The 19,057-nt window shown below is 72.3% G+C and carries 13 protein-coding genes; 11 read left to right on the forward strand and 2 right to left on the reverse strand.

All coding sequences use genetic code 11. From position 1 onward, the window contains the following. Positions 1–343: 343 nt before the first annotated feature. From C8K30_RS24060 to C8K30_RS24070, 3 genes are all read left to right on the forward strand, one after another. On the forward strand, positions 344–1,858 hold the full coding sequence (locus C8K30_RS24060; protein WP_233257401.1) for a helix-turn-helix transcriptional regulator: 1,515 nt from the start codon (positions 344–346) through the stop codon (positions 1,856–1,858). Further along, positions 1,855–2,607: an HAD family hydrolase gene (locus C8K30_RS24065; RefSeq protein ID WP_108495423.1), complete on the forward strand. Its 753-nt coding sequence runs from the start codon at positions 1,855–1,857 to the stop codon at positions 2,605–2,607. Before C8K30_RS24060 ends, C8K30_RS24065 begins: the two co-directional genes overlap by 4 nt. Positions 2,608–2,792: 185 nt before the next feature. Next, positions 2,793–5,096, forward strand: coding sequence for a sodium-translocating pyrophosphatase (locus C8K30_RS24070; RefSeq protein WP_108495424.1), 2,304 nt, complete (start codon positions 2,793–2,795; stop codon positions 5,094–5,096). A gap of 119 nt (positions 5,097–5,215) precedes the next feature. On the opposite strand, the gene C8K30_RS24075 is transcribed toward C8K30_RS24070, so the two are convergent. Beyond that, positions 5,216–5,794 carry a DinB family protein gene (locus C8K30_RS24075; protein WP_108495425.1) on the reverse strand — a complete coding sequence of 193 codons (579 nt, stop codon included), beginning with the start codon at positions 5,792–5,794 and terminating at the stop codon, positions 5,216–5,218. A 92-nt stretch (positions 5,795–5,886) separates the two neighbouring features. On the opposite strand from C8K30_RS24075, the gene C8K30_RS24080 reads away from it, so the two are divergent. From C8K30_RS24080 to C8K30_RS24120, 8 genes are all read left to right on the forward strand, one after another. Beyond that, entirely contained in the window at positions 5,887–8,517 is a 2,631-nt protein-coding gene (locus tag C8K30_RS24080) for a M14 family zinc carboxypeptidase (protein ID WP_108495426.1), read from the forward strand. A gap of 178 nt (positions 8,518–8,695) precedes the next feature. After that, positions 8,696–10,423 carry a M20/M25/M40 family metallo-hydrolase gene (locus tag C8K30_RS24085; protein ID WP_199230671.1) on the forward strand — a complete coding sequence of 576 codons (1,728 nt, stop codon included), beginning with the start codon at positions 8,696–8,698 and terminating at the stop codon, positions 10,421–10,423. 67 nt (positions 10,424–10,490) lie between these two features. Next, positions 10,491–10,823 (forward strand): CD225/dispanin family protein, encoded by a 333-nt coding sequence (locus C8K30_RS24090; protein ID WP_108495427.1) that lies wholly within the window; start codon positions 10,491–10,493, stop codon positions 10,821–10,823. 79 nt (positions 10,824–10,902) lie between these two features. Next, complete coding sequence (locus tag C8K30_RS30785; RefSeq protein ID WP_158281112.1) at positions 10,903–12,054, forward strand: hypothetical protein; 1,152 nt, start codon at positions 10,903–10,905, stop codon at positions 12,052–12,054. Positions 12,055–12,071: 17 nt separating this feature from the next. Continuing rightward, positions 12,072–13,655, forward strand: a complete 1,584-nt coding sequence (locus C8K30_RS24105; protein ID WP_199230672.1) for a methyltransferase — start codon at positions 12,072–12,074, stop codon at positions 13,653–13,655. Between the two features lie 143 nt (positions 13,656–13,798). After that, positions 13,799–14,740 carry a LysR family transcriptional regulator gene (locus C8K30_RS24110; RefSeq protein WP_233257402.1) on the forward strand — a complete coding sequence of 314 codons (942 nt, stop codon included), beginning with the start codon at positions 13,799–13,801 and terminating at the stop codon, positions 14,738–14,740. Positions 14,741–14,970: 230 nt separating this feature from the next. Then, positions 14,971–16,092, forward strand: coding sequence for a S1 family peptidase (locus C8K30_RS24115; RefSeq protein ID WP_233257403.1), 1,122 nt, complete (start codon positions 14,971–14,973; stop codon positions 16,090–16,092). Between the two features lie 191 nt (positions 16,093–16,283). Beyond that, positions 16,284–17,732 (forward strand): S1 family peptidase, encoded by a 1,449-nt coding sequence (locus tag C8K30_RS24120; RefSeq protein ID WP_108495431.1) that lies wholly within the window; start codon positions 16,284–16,286, stop codon positions 17,730–17,732. A 102-nt stretch (positions 17,733–17,834) separates the two neighbouring features. Here the strand turns inward: C8K30_RS24120 and C8K30_RS24125 are convergent, their stop codons facing one another. Then, positions 17,835–18,899 carry a phosphatase PAP2 family protein gene (locus tag C8K30_RS24125; protein ID WP_233257404.1) on the reverse strand — a complete coding sequence of 355 codons (1,065 nt, stop codon included), beginning with the start codon at positions 18,897–18,899 and terminating at the stop codon, positions 17,835–17,837. Positions 18,900–19,057: the final 158 nt, after the last annotated feature.

The raw sequence follows: 19,057 nt of genomic DNA on the forward strand, positions 1-19,057 counted from the left end.
GTTTTTGTTTGATCCGTCCCGGTCTACAATTGACGCAATTCGGGCACAAGTTGGACGTTCGTCCAAGTAAGGCCGCGGCTGACCTGCGAAAACGTACGATCCAGGTTGTCCGTTGGTCTGGAGAAAAATACCTAGTACCGTCCGGATGCATGGACCTCGTGGGGGTGATACCACTGTGGTCATCCAGAGCCGTGAACTCGGCAAAAGAGAAATGCCGGACCCTCAGGAGCCCCCTGTGCCTCGTGCAACCGTTCGCACCTGCGCCCGATGTGGCTGTGTCCTCAGCCGCTACAACTCCGAAGCCCGCTGCGCCGCGTGCCGGCGCACCGAGTCAGTCCCCGTGGTGTCGCTGCCCAGCGTGCCGTCACGGGTCTGGCAGGACGAAGCAGTCCGATCGGCGCTCGCCGACTGGGACTTCGGCCAGGTCAGCCGCATGGTGCGGCAGCTCGTCCCACTGCGCCAGGAGGACGTGGCGGCCCTGACCGGGCTGAGCCAGTCCTACCTGTCGATGCTCGAGTGCGGCGACCGCCGCCTCACCGACGTCTCACGCGTGGTCCAGTTCCTCACGGGGCTGGGCACGCCGCCGGACCTGGTGCGCCTCCCGCTCCCGGGCATCAGCCCCCTGCCCGACGCCGCCGCGCCCGCGCGCACCGCGACGTCCGGCCAGGCCGTCGCCGTACAGGAGCCCGTGACGCCCACCGCGCCCGACCCCACGCTGCCGTGGACGGCTGACCGCATGCTCACCGCGCTCCGCCTGGCGCACGTCGCCGACAACACCGCGGACTGGCTGCCCACCGACGCGAACGGCCCGGTGACGGCCACCGCGATGAGCGACGCGGCCGGGACCGACTCGCCACGGCCGGCGTCGGGCATCGCGCTGAACTCGATGATCCAGCGGTGGGACGCCGAGCAGGCCGAGCCCCTGCGCCGCGCCACGGCCGGCACCCGGGTGTCGCTCGAGCTGTGCGGGCACCTGCAGGGCACGCTCGACGAGCTGCGGGTCATGGACAAGGGCTCGGGCAGCGGGGCGGTGGCCGACCTGGCCCGCGCCCACCTCGCCCTGGTGGTCCGGGTCCTGGAGCGCAGCACGTACGACGAGGTCACTGGCCGCAAGCTCGCCGCCGTCGCCGCGGACACCGCCACCCAGGCGGGCTGGTTCGCCTTCGACGCCGGACGGCCGGACGCGGCACGCGCCTACATGCTCGCCGGGCTGCGGGCCGCGCACGCGGCGGCCGACGACCGGCTCGGCGCGGGCGCGCTGTCCTACCTCGCGATCCACGGCTACTCCAGCGGCGACCCGCGGGACGCGGTCCGTGCCGCTGAGGCGGGCCGACGTCGGATCGCCCGCCTGGACGCGCCGCACCTCTCCGCGACGCTCCTGACCCGGCAGGCGCGCGGCCACGCCGCCGCCGGCGAGGGCGAGGCGGCCCGCCGGGCCCTCGGCGAGGCCTCGGAGCTGTGCGCGCGCGGCCGCGGCGAGGACGACCCGCACTGGCTGTACTGGATGAACGAGGGCGAGATCCACGGGCAGTCCGGATCCGCGCACCTGGCGCTCGGGAACACGGCGCGCGCCGTGGAGAGCTTCGGGCACGCGATCCACGCGGAGCGCGCGGGCGAGCGCCGCACCCACGGGCTGTTCCTCAGCCGGGCGGCCCAGGCGCATGCCCGGGCCGGCGACCTCGACGCGGCCTGCGCGACCGGCGAGGAAGCGGTGAGCATCGCGGAGACCGTGCAGTCGGCTCGGCTGCGGGAGCACCTGCGCGACCTGTCGGCCGACCTCCGCCGAGGCGGGTCGACGAGACGTTCCGGCGTGGGAGCGCGGGTGCTGACCGAGCGGATAGCGGCATTGACGTCGTGACCACGCCGGTCACCTCCCGCGGAGATGCCCGGGCCCTCGTGCTCTGGGACATCGACCGGACGCTCGTCTATGTCGGGGAGGTGGACCGGACCGCATACCGGGAGGCGTTCGCCGAGGTCGTGGGACGGCCCGCCGAACGCCTCCCGGCGAGGGGCACCGGCGTGACCATGCCGCTGGCGATCCGTGGCCTCCTGGAGGACAACGGGGTCACCGAGCGCGAGGTGGACGACCTGCTGCCGCACATGCTCGAGGTGGTGCCGCTGCGGTTCGCGGCGCACGCCGCGGACGTGCGGCGCCTCGGCTCCGTGCTGCCCGGCGCCATGCACGCGCTCATGACCGTCGCGGCGGAGCCTGACCTGGTGTCCACCGTCCTGACGGGCAACCTAGAGGCGAACGCCCTGATCAAGCTGCGCGTCTTCGGCATGGACCGGTACGTCGACGCGGCGGTGGGTGGCTTCTCGTCCGACGACGCGCACCGGCCGGCCCTCGTGGCCGTCGCCCAGCGTCGCGCGGGCTACACCTACGACAGCACCTTCCACCTCGGCAACACGGTGATCGTCGGGGACTCCCTCGAGGACGTGCGCACGGGGTTGGAGGGCGGCGCGCGCGTGGTCGCCGTGGCCTCGGGCACGACACCGGCGGACCAGCTCGCCGAGGCGGGCGCCGACGTGGTGCTGCCCGACCTCACGGACGCGGACCGGCTGCTCCAGGAGATCCGCGAGCTCACCGACACAGCGGAACCTCAGTAAACGCACCGGATCCGGGCGTGGTACCTGCCAGTTTCGACATAGTGACTGCCGTCACATGTGGGTAGACTCTGCTTCTTCCCCACCATCGACGGTGCTGGCGGGGCGCATCGGCCCTGTGCAGGTAAAGCAGGTACAGGGCAATACATATCTGGGGGAACAGCCCCGGAGCTCGTCGAGGAGGACGAATGCTCGAAGACGGCATTGTTTTCGGCGCAGGCAGCTACACCACGGTGGCGGTGATCGCCCTCATCGCGGTTGCCGCACTCGGGTGTGCGTTCGTGCTGCGTCGCCAGGTGCTAGCCGCGCCTGATGGGACCGCCAAGATGCAGGACATCGGCCAGGCCGTGCAGGAGGGCGCCTCCGCATACCTGAAGCGGCAGTTCCGCACCCTCGTGCTGTTCGCCGCGGTCGTGTTCGGACTGCTCTTCCTGCTGCCGGGCGACAGCGGCATCCGGGTCGGGCGCTCCATCGCGTTCGTGTTCGGCGCCGGGTTCTCCGCCGCGATCGGCTACCTGGGCATGTGGCTCGCGGTCCGGGCGAACGTCCGCGTCGCGTCGGCCGCTACCCGCCCCGGCGGCCGTGCCGAGGGCGCCCGGATCGCCTTCCGCACCGGCGGCGTCGTCGGCATGTCCGTGGTGGGCCTGGGCCTGCTCGGTGCCGCGCTCGTCGTGCTCGTGTACGACGTCGACGCGCCCGCCGTGCTCGAGGGCTTCGGGTTCGGCGCCGCGCTGCTCGCCATGTTCATGCGCGTGGGCGGCGGCATTTTCACCAAGGCGGCCGACGTCGGCGCCGACCTGGTCGGCAAGGTCGAGCAGGGCATCCCCGAGGACGACCCCCGGAACGCGGCCACCATCGCCGACAACGTGGGCGACAACGTCGGCGACTGCGCCGGCATGGCGGCCGACCTCTTCGAGTCCTACGCCGTGACCCTCGTGGCCGCCCTGATCCTGGGCAAGGCAGCGATGGGCGAGCAGGGCCTCGTGTTCCCGCTGATCGTCACCGCGATCGGCGCGTTCGTCGCGCTGCTGGGCGTCTTCATCACCCGTGTGCGCGGGAGCGAGAGCGGGCTCGCCGCGATCAACCGCGGGTTCTACATCTCCGCAGTCGTCGGCGCCGTGCTGGCCGGGATCGCGGCCTTCGCCTACCTGCCGTCGTCGTTCGACCAGATGACCGGCACCGCCGACCTCTCCGACGTGACCGCCGACCCGCGAATCGTCTCCGCGCTCGCCGTGCTCATCGGCGTCGTGCTCGCCGGCGTCATCCTCTGGGTGACCGGCTACTTCACCGGCACCGACAAGAAGCCGACGCTGCACGTGGCGGCGACCTCCCGGACGGGCGCCGCGACAGTTGTGCTCTCCGGCATCGGCGTGGGCTTCGAGTCCGCCGTCTACACGGCTGGCATCATCGCCGCCGCGATCTGCGGCGTGTTCCTGCTGGCCGGCGGCTCCGTCTCGCTGGCCCTGTTCCTCGTGGCCCTCGCGGGCTGCGGCCTGCTCACCACGGTCGGCGTCATCGTCGCCATGGACACGTTCGGCCCGGTCAGCGACAACGCGCAGGGCATCGCCGAGATGTCCGGCGACGTCGACGAGGAGGGCGCGCAGATCCTCACCGACCTGGACGCCGTCGGCAACACCACCAAGGCCATCACCAAGGGCATCGCGATCGCCACGGCCGTGCTCGCCGCGACCGCGCTGTTCGGCTCGTACGCCGACGCCGTGTCGCACGCGCTCGCCCAGGTCGGGACCGTCGGCACCGGGCTCGTCACCTCGATGCTCAGCTACGAGATCATCTCGCCCGTCACCCTGGTGGGCGTGATCCTCGGCGGGGCCACCGTGTTCCTGTTCTCCGGCCTCGCGATCGACGCCGTGACGCGCGCCGCGGGCGCCATCGTGTTCGAGGTGCGCCGCCAGTTCCGCGAGCACCCGGGCATCATGACCTACGACGAGCGCCCCGAGTACGGCAAGGTCGTCGACATCTGCACCCGGGACTCGCTGCGCGAGCTCATCACCCCTGGCCTGCTGGCCGCGTTCGCACCCATCGCGGTGGGCTTCGGGCTCGGCGTCGGGCCGCTGGCCGGGTTCCTGGCCGGCGCCATCGGATCCGGCGTCCTCATGGCGATCTTCCTGGCCAACTCGGGTGGCTCCTGGGACAACGCGAAGAAGATCGTCGAGGACGGCAAGTACGGCGGCAAGGGCTCCGACGCCCACGCCGCGACCGTCATCGGTGACACCGTGGGCGACCCGTTCAAGGACACCGCCGGCCCGGCGATCAACCCGCTGATCAAGGTGATGAACCTGGTGGCGCTGCTGATCGCCCCGGCAGTGGTGGCGATCAGCGTGCCCGCGGACGCCAACCACGCGCTCCGCATCGGCATCGCGCTCGCGGCGGCGGCGGTGGCGTTCGGCGCGGTGATCTGGTCCCGGGTTCGGGCGTCCCGCGTCGACGCGGAGCAGCAGGCCGAGCAGGACCGGGCCACGGCCTCGGTGTGACACCGGGTTAGCCGCGGAGTCTGCCTCCGGAATGACCTCAGGTACCGATCCGAGCCGGATCCGGTACCTGAGGTCATTCCTGAAGCGGACTTCCGGGTGCAGCAGCGAACCTGCTCGCGCTACTGGCCCACGCGGCCGTCCACGCACTCGCGGAGCAGGTCGGCGTGGCCCAGGTGGCGGGCGTACTCCTCGACCATGTGGACCAGGACGTCGCGGATCGGGATCTCTTCGCCGTTGCGGCTGACCGTTCGGCCGAGCCCGTCCTCGGGGAGCGCCTCCATCCAGTCGTCGGCGGCCTTGACCTCGCGCCGCCAGGTGGTCCACGCCTCGTCGACGACGGCGGGGTCGGCCACTGCGCCGTCGAAGTCGGCGTCCGGGTTCTCCTCCGACTTGCCGAAGTGCCTGGGCAGGTCCGGCTGCCCCTGCAGCACGCGCTGGAACCAGCTCTGCTCGACGTGCGCGAGGTGCCGCACCAGCCCGAGCAGCGACATGGTCGACGGCGGCACCGACCGTCGCGCCAGCTGCTCGGCGTCGAGCCCGTCACACTTCATCTCCAGCGTGATGCGGTAGTGCTTGAGATAGTTCCAGAGGGTTTCCTTCTCGCCGACGGGATTTGCCAGCGCCTCGCGCGGGTCGTCGTCGGGGTCTGCCCACATGTCGGGGTAGACGGTGGCGGTGGTCCAGCGCTCGGTGGTCATGCGAACAGTGCACCCCCGGGTTCGGGTCCGGTCAACGGGATTGTCCGGCTGGATGGGTGAGAATTGGCTGACCTGCCGCTGGGGAGGCACCGTTGCTCGTTCGCACCTGCTCGCTCGCCGCGCTGCTGGGCGTGGTGCTCGCCGCCGGCTCGCTCGCGGCGCCCGCCGTCGCGGCGCCCGACGTCGCATCGCCCGTCAACGCCGCACCCGCCGTCGCCTTGCCCGACCCGCCCTACCCGGTCCAGCGCGGCGGTGCCGAGCTGCGCATGCCGACGTCGTACCCGTACCAGCCGGACCTCCGGGTCTTCCCGCCGAACGAGCGGGACGCCACGGAGCGGAACCGGACCGTCAGCCACGCGGACCTCGCGCCGCGCCTGACGGAGCTGATGGAGCGGAGCGACCGGGTGTCGACGCAGGTCGTGGGGCAGTCGTCCGAGGGCCGCGACCTGTACCTGGTCACCGTGACGGCGCCGGAGCGCTGGCAGGAGACCTCCCGGCAGGCCGCGTGGCGCGACGAGATCCGGGAGCGTCCCGCCCGCGCCGCGCGCGACCCGGCGCTGATGGCGGGCTACAAGACCCCGATCTGGATCAGCGCGAACATCCACGGTGACGAGTGGGAGGGGACCGACGCGGCGCTGCGCGTCGTCGAGGACCTCGCGACGTCGAACGACCCGGCGACGAGGGAGAACCTGGAGCGCCACCGGCTGGTGTTCAGCCTCACGCTCAACCCCGACGGCCGCACCCACGCGACCCGGTCGACCTCCCTCGGCCTGGACGCGAACCGCGACATGATCACGCTCGCCACGCCGGAGGCGCGCTCGTTCGTACGCACTGCGCAGGCCGTGCAGCCGCTGTTCGCGGCGGACTTCCACGGCTACACGGACGTGCTCCAGGTGGAGCCGGCCGGCCCGCCGCACGGCGAGAACTACGAGTACGACCTGCTCATCCCGCACGGCTACGCGATAGCGCGCCAGGTGGAGGACGACGTCGTCGCGGCGGGGATCGACGGCAACACCTACTACGACCCGGGCACGGGCGACGCGGTCGAGGACAACACGGGGTTCGTCAAGATCCCGTACCGGGACACACCGTCGGGCTGGGACGACTACCCGCCGGTCTTCACCGCGCAGTACACGGCGCTCCACGGCGCGGTGACCAGCACGGTCGAGCTGCCGCTCGGCCCGACGGGCAGCACCACGTCGCCCGCGGACTCGGCGGTGGACACCGAGGTCGCGATCGCGGCCATGACGTCGATGATCGACTACGTCCACACCCACTCGGACGCCATGCTGGCGAACCAGGTCGAGATGTTCCGGCGCGGTGCGGCGGGCGCGCCCAAGGTCCGGCTCAGCACGGAGAACCTCGACGGCGTCCCCGGCCCGGACGAGTGGAAGCCGCTCTGGGACGTCACTGACGACCAGGACCCGGTGCGCCTGCCGCGCGCGTACGTGATCCCGGTGGGTCCCGGGCAGCGGTCGGCGAGCGACGCCGAGGACCTGGTGGACGCGCTGCTGTTCCACGGCGTCGAGGTGGAGCGGCTGGTCGCCCCCGCGCGCGTCGCCGGCGCCACCTACCCCGCGGGCTCGTACGTCGTGGACCTGCACCAGCCCCTGCGCGGGCTGGCGAACTCGCTGCTCGGCCTCGGCTCCGACATCTCCGCCAAGGTCCCCGGGATGTACGACGTCTCCGCATGGTCGCTCGGCTCCCTCTGGGGCGCGACGGTGGACCCGGTGGGCGCCACGACGGACGGCCCGGTCGGGCGGACCACCCCGGTCCGCGCAACCGCCGAGCCCGGCACCGTTCCGCGCGGGGCGCGGTACGTCGGGTTCCCTCTGGCAGGTGTCGCGGACCATCGCGCCCTGAACCACCTCCTCGGACAGGGCGTGACGGTGCGGCTGACGGCGGACGGGAGCGCCGTCGTCGGTCCGCACGGGCGGCAGGCGGCACGCGACGTCGCCGACCGGTACGGCATCGACTTCGTGGCCGCCACGCGCGCCGACTACGTGGCGGGGGAGCCGGCCGAGGACCTGACCATCGCGTACGCGGGCGACCAGGACGACAGGCTGTCGCTCACGGCGCTCGGGTTCGACGACCTGATCCCGGTCTCGGCGAGGGGGATCCAGGCGGACGCGTCCGCCGGAATCACCACCGGCCTCGAGGACGCCGACGTGCTGTGGGTGGGTTCGTCCCTGAACCTCCCGGCAGGCTCGGCCGGCCACGCCTACGTCCGCTCCTGGCTGCACGACGGCAGCGCCATCGTCGGGCGCGGGGCAGGCGCGTTCGCGGCCGCGGAGGCGTACGGGCTGGTCAGCGGCACTGTGGAGACGGGAGACCTGGCCGGCAACGGCATCATCGAGACCGAGGCTCCCGGCGACGTGCTGGACGACCACGCCCAGGACCGAGGGTTCGTCTACCCGGCCGTCTGGTTCACGCACCTGGGCGTGGGCACCGCGGCGGAGCTGACCTACGGCGACTTCCTGGCCGGCCACTGGGCCGGGCGCGTGGGCGAGGCGAGTGGGGTGGGTGAGGCGAGCGGGGAGGGCGACGCGGCCGGGTCGGGCGCACCCAACGGGCCGAAAGCCGCCGACGGGCAGGTTGCCGCCGTATCCGGCAAAATAGGACAGGCGCGGGCGTTTGTGTTCGGCACCTCGATCTTCTTCCGTACCCACCCCCGGGGTGGCCTGAGCCAGGCGGCGACGGCGATCCACTGGGCGGCCGGGTGACCTCCTGGACGTCGGAACCTTGCGGCGTCCAGGATCACCGGGGGATCTGTGGAAAACCGGGTGCGACCGCTATCGTCTGCGGTGTTGCGCTCCCGAATGCCATGTGGTTCTCGGGTGTGGACGAGAGCCCCGACGCAGGAGCCCCCATCGTGGGAGACCCGGAGCAGGAGAAGGTCCCGTGAGTGCCGACATCGACCCGACCGAGGCCATCCCTCAGGTCACGGCCGAAATGATCGCGAAGACGTCAGCCCAGCGGGCGCCGTCGCCCGCCGTCGAGCCGACACCTGAGGCGCGCCCGCAAGCAGCGTCGACGCCGGCGGCGTCGACGCTGCTCTCGGCGACGCGCCCGGACACGTCGCTCGCGCGCTCCGTGCGAGCCGCGTCCAGGACGCCGGACGCGCGCGAGGCGCCCTCCGCCGCGCCGGAGAAGGACGCGCCGGACAAGAAGGGACAGCCGGTCGCCGAGCAGCCCGCGGCGCCGGACGCCGTGCTGTCCGAGCAGCCGGGCTCGTCCTCCTTCGTCCCGGCGGAGCCGTACGGCGAGGGGCACGCCTCGGCGGGCCTCATCGCGGCCGGGCACCTGTCCTCGCTCGTCCAGATCCCGACGGTGTCCGCGTGGGACCCGCAGTACGTCGACCACGACGCGTTCGCCCGGCACCGGGCCGCGCTGGCGACGTTCTACCCGCGCGTGCACGCCCTGCAGAGCGAGCCGGCGGGCAACCACGGCCTGCTCTACCGCTGGCCGGGCCGGGGCCGCCGGGACGTGCTGCACCCCTACCCCGTGGTGCTCGTGGCGCACCAGGACGTGGCGCCGGTCGACGGCATGGACTGGGCCGACAACCCGTTCTCGGGCCAGATCCGCGACGGCGTGGTGCACGGCCGCGGCACGCTCGACGACAAGGGTTCGCTCGTCGCGGTGCTCGACGCCGTGGAGACGCTGCTCGGTGAGTCCTTCGTGCCCGAGCGCGACATCTGGCTGTTCTTCGGCGCGGACGAGGAGACCACGGGGGAGTCGGCCCAGATCGCCGTCCGCCGCCTGTACGAGCTCGGCGTGCGCCCATGGCTCGTGATCGACGGGGGCGGGTCCGTCGTGACCGACGTCTTCCCCGGGCTCGACCGGCAGACGGCGCTGGTCGGCGTCGCGGAGAAGGGCCTGGTCGGGGTCAACCTGTACACCACCGACGTCGGCGGCCATGCCGCCACGCCCGGCCGGCGGTCCGCGACCACGCGCCTCGCCCGCGCGGTGACCCGCGTGGGCCGACGCCGGTTCGCGGCCAGGGTCAACGCGCCCACCGTCGACATGCTGGGGCGGGTGGCCCCGAGCGCCACCGGTCTCAAGGGCACGTTCCTCAGGGTCGTGACCAAGGTGGCCTCCGGGCCGCTCAGCAAGCTCGCGGCCTGGGTGCTGGCAGGGGGCGGCCCCGAGGCCTCGGCTACGGTCCGCACCACAGTGGCGGTCACCGAGCTCGAGGGCAGCGCGGGCGCGAACGTCGCGGCGTCGACGGCCCGCGCGCACCTCGACGTCAGGGTGGCGCTCGGCGACACGGTGGACCGGACGGTGAAGCGGCTGCGACGCGCCATCCGCGACAAGAAGGTCGAGATCGAGGTCGTCGAGAGCAGCGAGCCCAGCGAGGTCTCACCCGCGGACGGCCAGCAGTTCGCGCTGCTGAGCGAGGCGATCGGCGCGTCGTACCCGGACGCGCTCGTGGTGCCGTACGTCATGCTGGCCGCCTCCGACGCCCGCACCTTCACGCCGATCAGCGACCACGTCTACCGATTCAGCCCGTTCGTCATGACGTGTGAGCAACGGCAGTCGATCCATGGTGCCGGCGAACACCTGAGCGTTGATTCCCTGGGCCGCGGTGTGCATTTCTATCGTGAGGTACTGCGCAAAATACCCGGCTGACCTGGGCATTCAACAAATCACCAAAATTGGACTAAGTTCTCCCTTTACGTAGGTGAGGGGGACCTTCATGAGCAGCTCGGACATACCACCCGTAGTCCCGGGCCGACCGCGTGCGCCCGTGAACGTCAACGTCCATACCTACCCGGCGCAGCTCCAGTACCCGCCGCGGTCGTATCTCGTGTTCGCCGTTCTGGTGACCATCTTCTGTTTCTGGCCCACGGGAATCATCGCCATCGTGAACGCGGCACGCGTGAATTCCCTGTGGAAGGCGCAGGAGCACGACAAGGCCCGGAAGGCGTCCCGCCGCGCGCGCGACTGGGGTCTCCTGACGCTCGCCATCGGAGTCGTGGCGATCGTCGCCGTCGTGCTCTGGGCGAGCATCGCCTACCTGAACGCGTAGCAACTTCACCCACCGTTCGTCACCTATCACACGATTGCCCCTCCTGTCCTGGTGGGGGATGCGGGTAAAGTTCGCGGCTATGAGTGCGACACGGCGCAAGGGCTCGCGGGGCGGTCGTGCTGTTTCCCGCGCTGGAGGTCCCCCTGCAAGCAATGCGCTCACCTGGGCGGAGAGCCTCGCGGCCGGCGAGGCCGCACCCAGTGCCAGCGCCCTCGAGTGGGCCGAAGGGCTCGCGCAGAACGACGCCACGCCCAGCCCGTGGGGTAGCGCGAGCACAGCCGCTCCCGCAGCTCCCGCCTCGGTCGAGGAGGGCACGGGCTCCGTCTGGGGGCCGGTGCCGGCGCCCGCGGTGTCGGACGGCGACGGCGACGCCGACGCGAACCCGTGGGGCTCCGTCGCGGCGGCAGAGCCGGCCGTGCCCCGCGGCCGCGGCAAGAACGCCGGCGGCAAGAGCAGCAAGCCCAGCAAGACCAGGTCCAAGGGCAAGGGCGCCAAGTCCGGCACCAAGGGCGCGCCGAAGAGCGAACCCGCGCCCACCCCCGCCGGCGGCTTCCCGCTCAACGCGGGTCCCGTGGCCGACGACTTCTCGCCCGATCCGCTGTCGGAGCCGCTGCCGGAGCCCCTCCTGGAGGACGCCCCGCCCGTCCGGCCGGGCAAGTCCGGGTCGAAGAAGGCCGGGTCCACGAAGTCGGGCAAAGGCCCCAAGGGGCGCATCCCCACCCCCAGCACGGCGCAGCAGCGGAAGATCAAGAAGTCGCTGCGCCGCGGCCTGCCCAAGGCGCTCGACAAGCCGCTGGTGCTCGTGACGGCGGGCGTCCTCGCCGCCGTCCTGGGCCTGGGCACGGGCTGGGGCATGAACCTCTACCAGACGGGCGGCTCCCTGCCGTCGGCGGACGCGGCGTCGTGCGCGCAGACGCAGATGGCGTGGACGCAGGCCGCCAACGCGCAGTCGGGGATGGTCGAGGACCAGCCCGACACCCTGCGCAAGGGGTTCGTCAACGCGCGCAACGCCATGGAGGGCGTGACCCCGCCCGGGGCGATCTCGGAGGACTGGGCCGTCGCCTTCACCTACTACTCGACGGTGGCGAACAACATCGAGAAGGTGAAGGCCAACGACGGCCCTGCGGTGATCTCGGCAGTGGGCGGCGCGCAGGAGGAGCTCGACACCGCGGCCATGGTCAGCGCGTTCGAGACCATCTCCGCCTACGTCAACTCGAACTGCAACCAGTAGCCCGTCAGGATGGGCTCGTGCAGCCTCCTGTGACCGACCCCGTCCTCGTCGCCTCCCTCCGCGACGACCTCGTCTCCGCCGCCTACGACGTCGACGGCGTCGAGGACCTCTTCGGCCCGCTCGCCGCGGCCGCGCTGCACCGGGAGCAGGCGTTGCCGGCGCGCCGGGCGGTCGCCGCGGCGGTGGACGGCAAGCCGCCGTCGGACCGCGACCCGCGCGCGACCCTGGCCGCGCTGTTCCTGCTGGGCGCGGCGGTGCCGCGCGCCGCGCTGGACCGGGCGCTGCCCGCGACGGGGGCGGCGGGCGCGGAGCGCCTGGGCCTGGTCGCCGCCCAGGGCACCGGGGACGACGACGAGGTGCGTGCCGTCGTGGACCTGCGCCCCTATGCCTCCGCCGACGCCGTCGGCGACGCGCGCTGGTGGCTCGCCTCCGACCTGGGCGAGCTCGCGACCGGCGGCCGCCTGGCGACCGACCACGTGCTCGGCGCCGGCGGCGCGTCCCTGACGCTGGCGCAGGTCACGGTGCGCAACCCGACCGGCCGGGTGCTCGACCTGGGCACCGGCTGCGGCATCCAGGCCCTGCACGCGGCGCGGCACGCCCGGCAGGTGGTGGCGACCGACATCTCGCGGCGGGCGCTGTCGTTCGCGGGCTTCAACGTCGCGCTGAACCTGCCCGCCGGGGCGGAGGTGGAGCTGCGGCACGGCTCCATGCTGGAGCCGGTGGCGGGGGAGCAGTTCGACCTCGTCGTCTCGAACCCCCCGTTCGTGATCACCCCGCACGCCGGCGCGGCCGGCCGGGCAGTGGCCGACGCACTCGGCGACTACGAGTACCGCGACGGCGGCCGGGCGGGCGACGACCTGGTGCGGGACCTGGTCCTCGGCGTCGGCGGCGTGCTCGCGCCGGGCGGCACGGCCCAGCTCCTGGCCAACTGGGAGCATCGCCGGGGCGAGCCGTGGACCGAGCGGGTCGGCACCTGGCTCGACCAGGCCGGCCTGGACGGCTGGATCATCCAGCGCGAGGTGCTCGATCCCGCCGAGTACGCCGAGACCTGGATCCGCGACGGCGGGACCACGCCCGACCGCGAGCCGGAGGCCTGGGCCGCCGCCTACGGCGCGTGGCTCGACGACTTCGCGTCCCGGGACGTCGAGGCGGTCGGCTTCGGGATCGTCACCCTCCGCCGCCCCGCATCGGGGGCCGTGACGCTGCGGCGCCTCGAGGAGCACACCGGATCGGTCCGCCAGCCGCTCGGGGCGCACATCGCCCGCAGCCTCGCCGGGCACGACTGGCTCGCGGCCCGCGACGATGCGGCGCTGGCAGCGGCGCACCTGGTGACGGCGGCTGACGTCACGGAGGAGCGCTACCTGACGCCGGGGGCAGCCGACCCGAACGTCGTCGTGCTGCGGCAGGGGGACGGGCTGGGGCGCGGCGTGCACGCGTCGAGCCCGCTCGCGGCCCTGGTCGGCGCGTGCGACGGCGAGCTCACGGTGGGGCAGATCGTGGGCGCGCTCGCGGCGCTGTTCGAGGTCCCGGCGGACGCCCTTGCCGCTGAGCTGTTCCCGGCAGTTCGTGGTCTGGTTCGTGACGGCTTCCTGGAAGAATGAGACATATGGGTCACGTTCCGACCGGCGCGCGGGAATTCTTCCGTTTCCAGGACGTAACGGTCGGTCGCGCGGACCGATAAATTTTGTCCATATCAGAGACATCTGCGCCTATGACAGATATTTTCCACCGTGTGGAACTCGACATGCGGCACTTGAGGATGGTCGTCGCTGTTGCCGAGTCGGGCAGCGTCACAAAGGCGGCCGCCGCCCTCGGCATCGCGCAGCCGGCGTTGACTGCGCAGCTCAACCGCATCGACCGGTCACTGGGCGGGAACGTCTTCGTCCGCGACCGCTTCGGTGCGCGACCGACGGAGCTCGGTGAGCTGGTACTCAGGCACGCTCGCGTGCTTCTCCCCGCCATGGCGGCCCTCGCCGAAGACGCCGAGCGCCTCGTCAACGGCGACGTCGCCCACGGCGAGACCGTTCGGGTCGGCATTACCGGGACGGGGCTGGGTGGCCTGTTCGTCAACCAGCTGCACATCGGCATCCCCGGTGCGGAGGTCACCACGGCCATGCCCCACCTGCCTGACGACGTCGCGTCCCGGCTCGCCCGGGGCACCATCGACGTCGGGCTGGTGGGGATGTGCTCGGACGTCTCGCCGCCGGCCGCCGTGGAGGTCGCGTGGACCCGGGTCTGCACCGACCCGATGTTCGTGCTGCTCGACGAGCACCACCCGTACGCGGGCAAGCCCGAGGTCTCGCTCGCCGAGCTGTCCGAGGAGCAGTGGCTCTGCGTGCCGTCGTACGGCTGCCTCGAGGAGTGTTTCGTGTCGGCGTGCGTGCGCGCCGGGTTCACGCCACGGGGCATGGGTGAGGCCGGGTGGACCACCGCCGTCGACCAGGTGCGGGCGGGGCGCGCCGTCGCGCTCGTGGAGCCCGGCCAGCCGGACCCGACGGGTGTCGTCGCGGTGCCTCTCTCCGGCGCGCCCCTGCGGCGCACCCACTACCTGGGCTGGCGGCACGACGCCGACCTGCGCGTGGACCTGGAGGCCGTCGAGGGCGCCGCTCACCGCGCCCACCGCGACGCCGTCCGGCGCAGTCCGCAGTACGAACAGTGGTTGGCGATGTACGGGATGCTCGGCTGACCACAGCCCCCGACGGGTCAGGCGTACAGGTCGCTCCGGTGATCTGTGCGCCTGACCCGTCGTGCGTGGGATCCGCGCGGGCACGTACGTGGTTTGCCCTCCATAGGAAATATGTATGACCTGAGTGTGATCTGGGCGTGACGTCCGTCTCCTCCTACAGTGGCGCTGCGGGTGAAAAGTCGCCCGTGGGTGGATATTCACCCGCTCTACGACCCAAGGAGTCGCTGGAGATGAGACGTACTTCCCTCCGGGGCGTCGCCGTGGCAACAGCCACCGTGGGCCTCTTTGCCGGCACCATCAGCGCCGTCGCAGCTGCACCGTCCGACGTCGAGTCCGCAGCCGCGGGCTACACGCCGGGCCTCGTCGCCGCCATGGAGCGCGACCTGAACCTGAGCACGGCGGACGCCGTGGCCCAGCTCGAGGCCCAGGAGATCCTGGCCGACACGCAGCAGAGCCTGGAGAAGTCACTCGGTGCGTCCTACGCCGGTGCCTGGGTCGAGGGCACGGACGCCCTGCACGTCGCGGTGACCGACGCCGCAGAGGCGGCCGACGTCCGCGCGGCCGGGGCCACCCCCGTGACCGTGGACAACTCGCTCAAGGCGCTCGACGCCTGGACGGCCGACCTGGACGGTGCGCTGTCCCCGGCCGACGTGACCTCGTACCACGTGGACGTGGAGACCAACGAGATAGTCGTCTCCGTCGTCGAGGGCGCACAGGCCGACGTCGAGGCCGCCGTGGCCGAGGCCGGCGTGCCCGCCTCCGCCGTCTCCCTGACCGCGGCGACGGAGCGTCCCCGGACCTTCGCCGACGTGATCGGTGGCGAGGCGTACTTCATCGACGACAGCGCGCGCTGCTCGGTCGGCTTCGCCGTCACCGGCGGCTTCGTGTCGGCCGGCCACTGCGGTTCGGTGGGCTCCTCGGCGAGCGAGCCGAGCGGCACCTTCGAGGTCTCCGAGTTCCCGGGCAGCGACTACAGCTACGTCTCGGTCGACACGGACACTCCGGTCGGCGTGGTGGACGACTGGGCCGGCGGCACCGTCGCCGTCCAGGGTTCGACGCCGGCCGCCGTCGGCGCCACCGTCTGCCGCTCGGGCTCCACGACCGGCTGGCACTGCGGCACCATCGAGGCGCTCAACGCCACGGTTAACTACGCCGAGGGCAGCGTCTTCGGCCTCATCCAGACAGACGTCTGCGCGGAGCCGGGCGACTCGGGCGGCTCGCTGCTCGCGGGCTCGCAGGCCCAGGGCATGACCTCCGGCGGGTCGGGCAACTGCTCGTCCGGTGGCCAGACCTTCTTCCAGCCGGTGGGCGAGGCGCTGAGCGCGGCAGGTGTGTCGCTCCTGACGAACTGACCCGCACGCGCCGCTGAGCGCGGACGGTCCGTCGGGCCGCGGAGCAGGTAGGGAAGTCCCCTACCTGCTTCGTGGTATGTCCGCATATTGCTCCGATATGTCCTAAACGGTATCTGGGAGTTACCTGAAAGCGACCTTACGCTGTGCCGCACTGGGTGAATCCATTGCCCCGACGACAGGAGTCGCTGGACATGAGACGCACATCCTTCAAGGCGATCACCGTGGCTACCGCCGCGGCGACGCTCCTCGCCGGCAGCATCACCGCTGCTACCGCAAGCGCAGCCGCCGGAGCCGACAAGCCCGAGGTCTCCAGCTACGCCCCGGGCATGGTCGCGGCCATGGAGCGTGACCTCGGCCTGACCACCTCACAGGCCGTGGCCCGCCTCAAGACCGACGAAGCCCTGTCCGACAAGCAGCACGCCATCGCCAAGGCCCTCGACACGGGCTACGCGGGCGCCTGGGTGGACGGCACCGAGCTGTTCGTCGCGGTCACCGACAAGGCCGGAGCGGCCGAGGTCCGGGCCGCCGGCGCCACGGCGGTCGCTGTCGACAAGTCCCTGAGCCAGCTCGACCGGCTCGCCACGAAGGCCTTCCGGGCAGCGCCGGACGCCAAGGTCGCCGGCGCCTACGTCGACGTCGCGTCCAACGCGGTGGTCCTGGAGGTGGCCAAGGGCGCCAAGGCGGCCGTCGCGGCCGCCGTCAAGCAGGCCGGGATCCCGGCGGGCTCGGTCTCCCTCGTCGAGGTGACGGAGATGCCCCGCACCTTCATCAACGTGATCGGCGGTAACGCGTACTACATCGGCGGGTCGCGCTGCTCGGTCGGCTTCTCGGCCACCGGCGGCTTCGTGTCGGCGGGCCACTGCGGCGACGTCGGCAACACCACTACCTCGCCGAGCGGCACGTTCCGTACGTCGTCGTTCCCGGGCAACGACTACAGCTACGTGAACACCGGCACCGACGACACCCCGGTGGGCTCCGTCAACAACTACTCCGGTGGCACCGTGGGTGTCGCGGGCTCGACGGCGGCCGCCGTCGGCGCGACCGTCTGCCGCTCCGGTTCCACGACCGGCTGGCACTGCGGCACCATCCAGGCCCTGAACGCGTCGGTCACCTACGCCGAGGGCACCGTCTCCGGCCTGATCCGGACCAACGTGTGCGCCGAGCCGGGCGACTCGGGCGGCTCGCTGCTCGCGGGCTCGCAGGCCCAGGGCATGACCTCGGGTGGCTCCGGCAACTGCTCCTCGGGCGGCACCACCTACTTCCAGCCGGTGAACGAGGCGCTCAGCGCCGCGGGCGTCTCGCTGGTCACCGGTGGCGGTGGCACCCCGACGGGCTGCACCGGCTACGAGTCCACCTTCAGCGGCACCGCCGCCTCGGGCTCGGCGTACGCGAAGCCGTCGGCCAGCGGGTTCTCGGCAGCCTCGGGCACGTTCCGTGGCTGCCTGGACGGGCCGAGCGGGGTGGACTTCGACCTCTACCTGCAGAAGCTGAGCGGCAGCACCTGGACCGACGTGGCCCAGGGCATCACCTCGGCTCCGGACGAGACGGTCACGTACTCGGGCACGTCGGGCACCTACCGCTGGGTCATAGACGCGTACTCCGGTTCGGGCTCCTACACGGGCGGTTACGACACCCCGTGACGGCCTGATCCGCCGAACGTGAAGTAGGGCCAGGGCGAGACAGAACCGCAGCCTCCTGCGGTGCCTGTCTCGCCCTGGCCTACTTCACGGGGCCGGCGGGGTTCAGGGGCGCGCGGTCGACTGGCGCACGAGCAGCATCAGCGCGAACGAACCAAGGGTCACGGCCGCCACCCCGAGCATCCCGCCCATGTACGCGGTGAGGTCTCCGCCGAGCGGCAGCGCCCAGCCGTACCCGCGCACGCTGCCGAGCGCACCGAGAGCGAGCGCCCCGGTGACCACCGCGCCGAGGAGCAGCAGGCCGGCCGCGCCGGACGACCCGGGCTCCACACCGCCCCGCGGCTCGTCCAGGGACGACGACGAGCTCAGCATGCAGACGCCGGCGCTCCAGGCGAGCACGACCAGGATGGCGGCGACGACGTCTGAGGGCCGGTGCCACTGCCCGACCAGCGTCGACACCCCCGTCGCCCCCGTGTAGACGGCGCCCGCGACCGCGACGACCGGCCGCCAGCGCCGGGGCACCGCGATGAGGAGGCCGGCGGCGATGGACGCGGCGACGGTCGTGTGCCCGCTGGGGAGGGTGTTGATGTCGGCGCGCGCGATGTCGAGCAGCGGAGGCCGGTCGAGGACCACGTGCTTGAGCACCTGCGTGGTGAGGTTCGACCCGGCCACGAGGATCACCACCTGCCCCGCGAGCCACCAGCGGCCGCGGGCCAGCGCGAGGATCACCGCGGCCGCAAGGCCCAGGCCGACGAACGTGTTCGACACCACACCGAGCACCGGCTCGGCGAGGTCCCAGAGCACGCCCTGCCCGCGGGCGGCGCCTTCGAGCGCGAGCTGGTCGGCGCGCTGGCCGCGCTCCGAGGCGACGAAGGTGTCCCACGTGGCCCACACGCCCCACAGCGCGAGCACGGCGACGACGCCGGCGGCGATGCGCGGCTGCAGCCGTGGCCGGAGCCCCGCCGTCCGCCCCGGCATCGGGCTACCGACGCTGCCCGACGCCGGAGGTGGGGGCGGGCTGGCCGGACGCGGTGCCGGAGGCCGCGCCGGGCCGGCCTTGCGGGCCTTCGGAGCGGGCGCGGCCGGCGGCGTGTAGCCCTTGGCCGTGCCGACGACCCGGCCCCGCGAGGGCTGCGGCAGCTCGGGCAGCGGAAGGGTGGGGTCGGTCATGGTCTCAACCGTAGGGGAGCCGCCTGAAGACACCGTGTGGCTCGTGTGACGCTCCAACCGTCTTTGGTGCCACGGGTGAAAATCACAACGGTCATGCGAGACTGCCGGGCAACGCGCGGTCAGCCCGGATAGGGTGCGATCCGTCGCGCCTGGCGTAC

The sequence above is a fragment of the Promicromonospora sp. AC04 genome, from assembly GCF_003058225.1.
GTDB lineage: Bacteria > Actinomycetota > Actinomycetes > Actinomycetales > Cellulomonadaceae > Promicromonospora.

What these genes read in the sequence shown, in the direction of transcription:
- C8K30_RS24075 (WP_108495425.1), bottom strand. Translation starts at nt 5,794, where the DNA reads ATGACCACCGAGCGCTGGACCACCGCCACCGTCTACCCCGACATGTGG.
- C8K30_RS24115 (WP_233257403.1), top strand. Translation starts at nt 14,971, where the DNA reads ATGAGACGTACTTCCCTCCGGGGCGTCGCCGTGGCAACAGCCACCGTG.
- C8K30_RS24125 (WP_233257404.1), bottom strand. Translation starts at nt 18,899, where the DNA reads ATGACCGACCCCACCCTTCCGCTGCCCGAGCTGCCGCAGCCCTCGCGG.
- C8K30_RS24110 (WP_233257402.1), top strand. Translation starts at nt 13,799, where the DNA reads ATGCGGCACTTGAGGATGGTCGTCGCTGTTGCCGAGTCGGGCAGCGTC.
- C8K30_RS24090 (WP_108495427.1), top strand. Translation starts at nt 10,491, where the DNA reads ATGAGCAGCTCGGACATACCACCCGTAGTCCCGGGCCGACCGCGTGCG.
- C8K30_RS24070 (WP_108495424.1), top strand. Translation starts at nt 2,793, where the DNA reads ATGCTCGAAGACGGCATTGTTTTCGGCGCAGGCAGCTACACCACGGTG.
- C8K30_RS24120 (WP_108495431.1), top strand. Translation starts at nt 16,284, where the DNA reads ATGAGACGCACATCCTTCAAGGCGATCACCGTGGCTACCGCCGCGGCG.
- C8K30_RS30785 (WP_158281112.1), top strand. Translation starts at nt 10,903, where the DNA reads ATGAGTGCGACACGGCGCAAGGGCTCGCGGGGCGGTCGTGCTGTTTCC.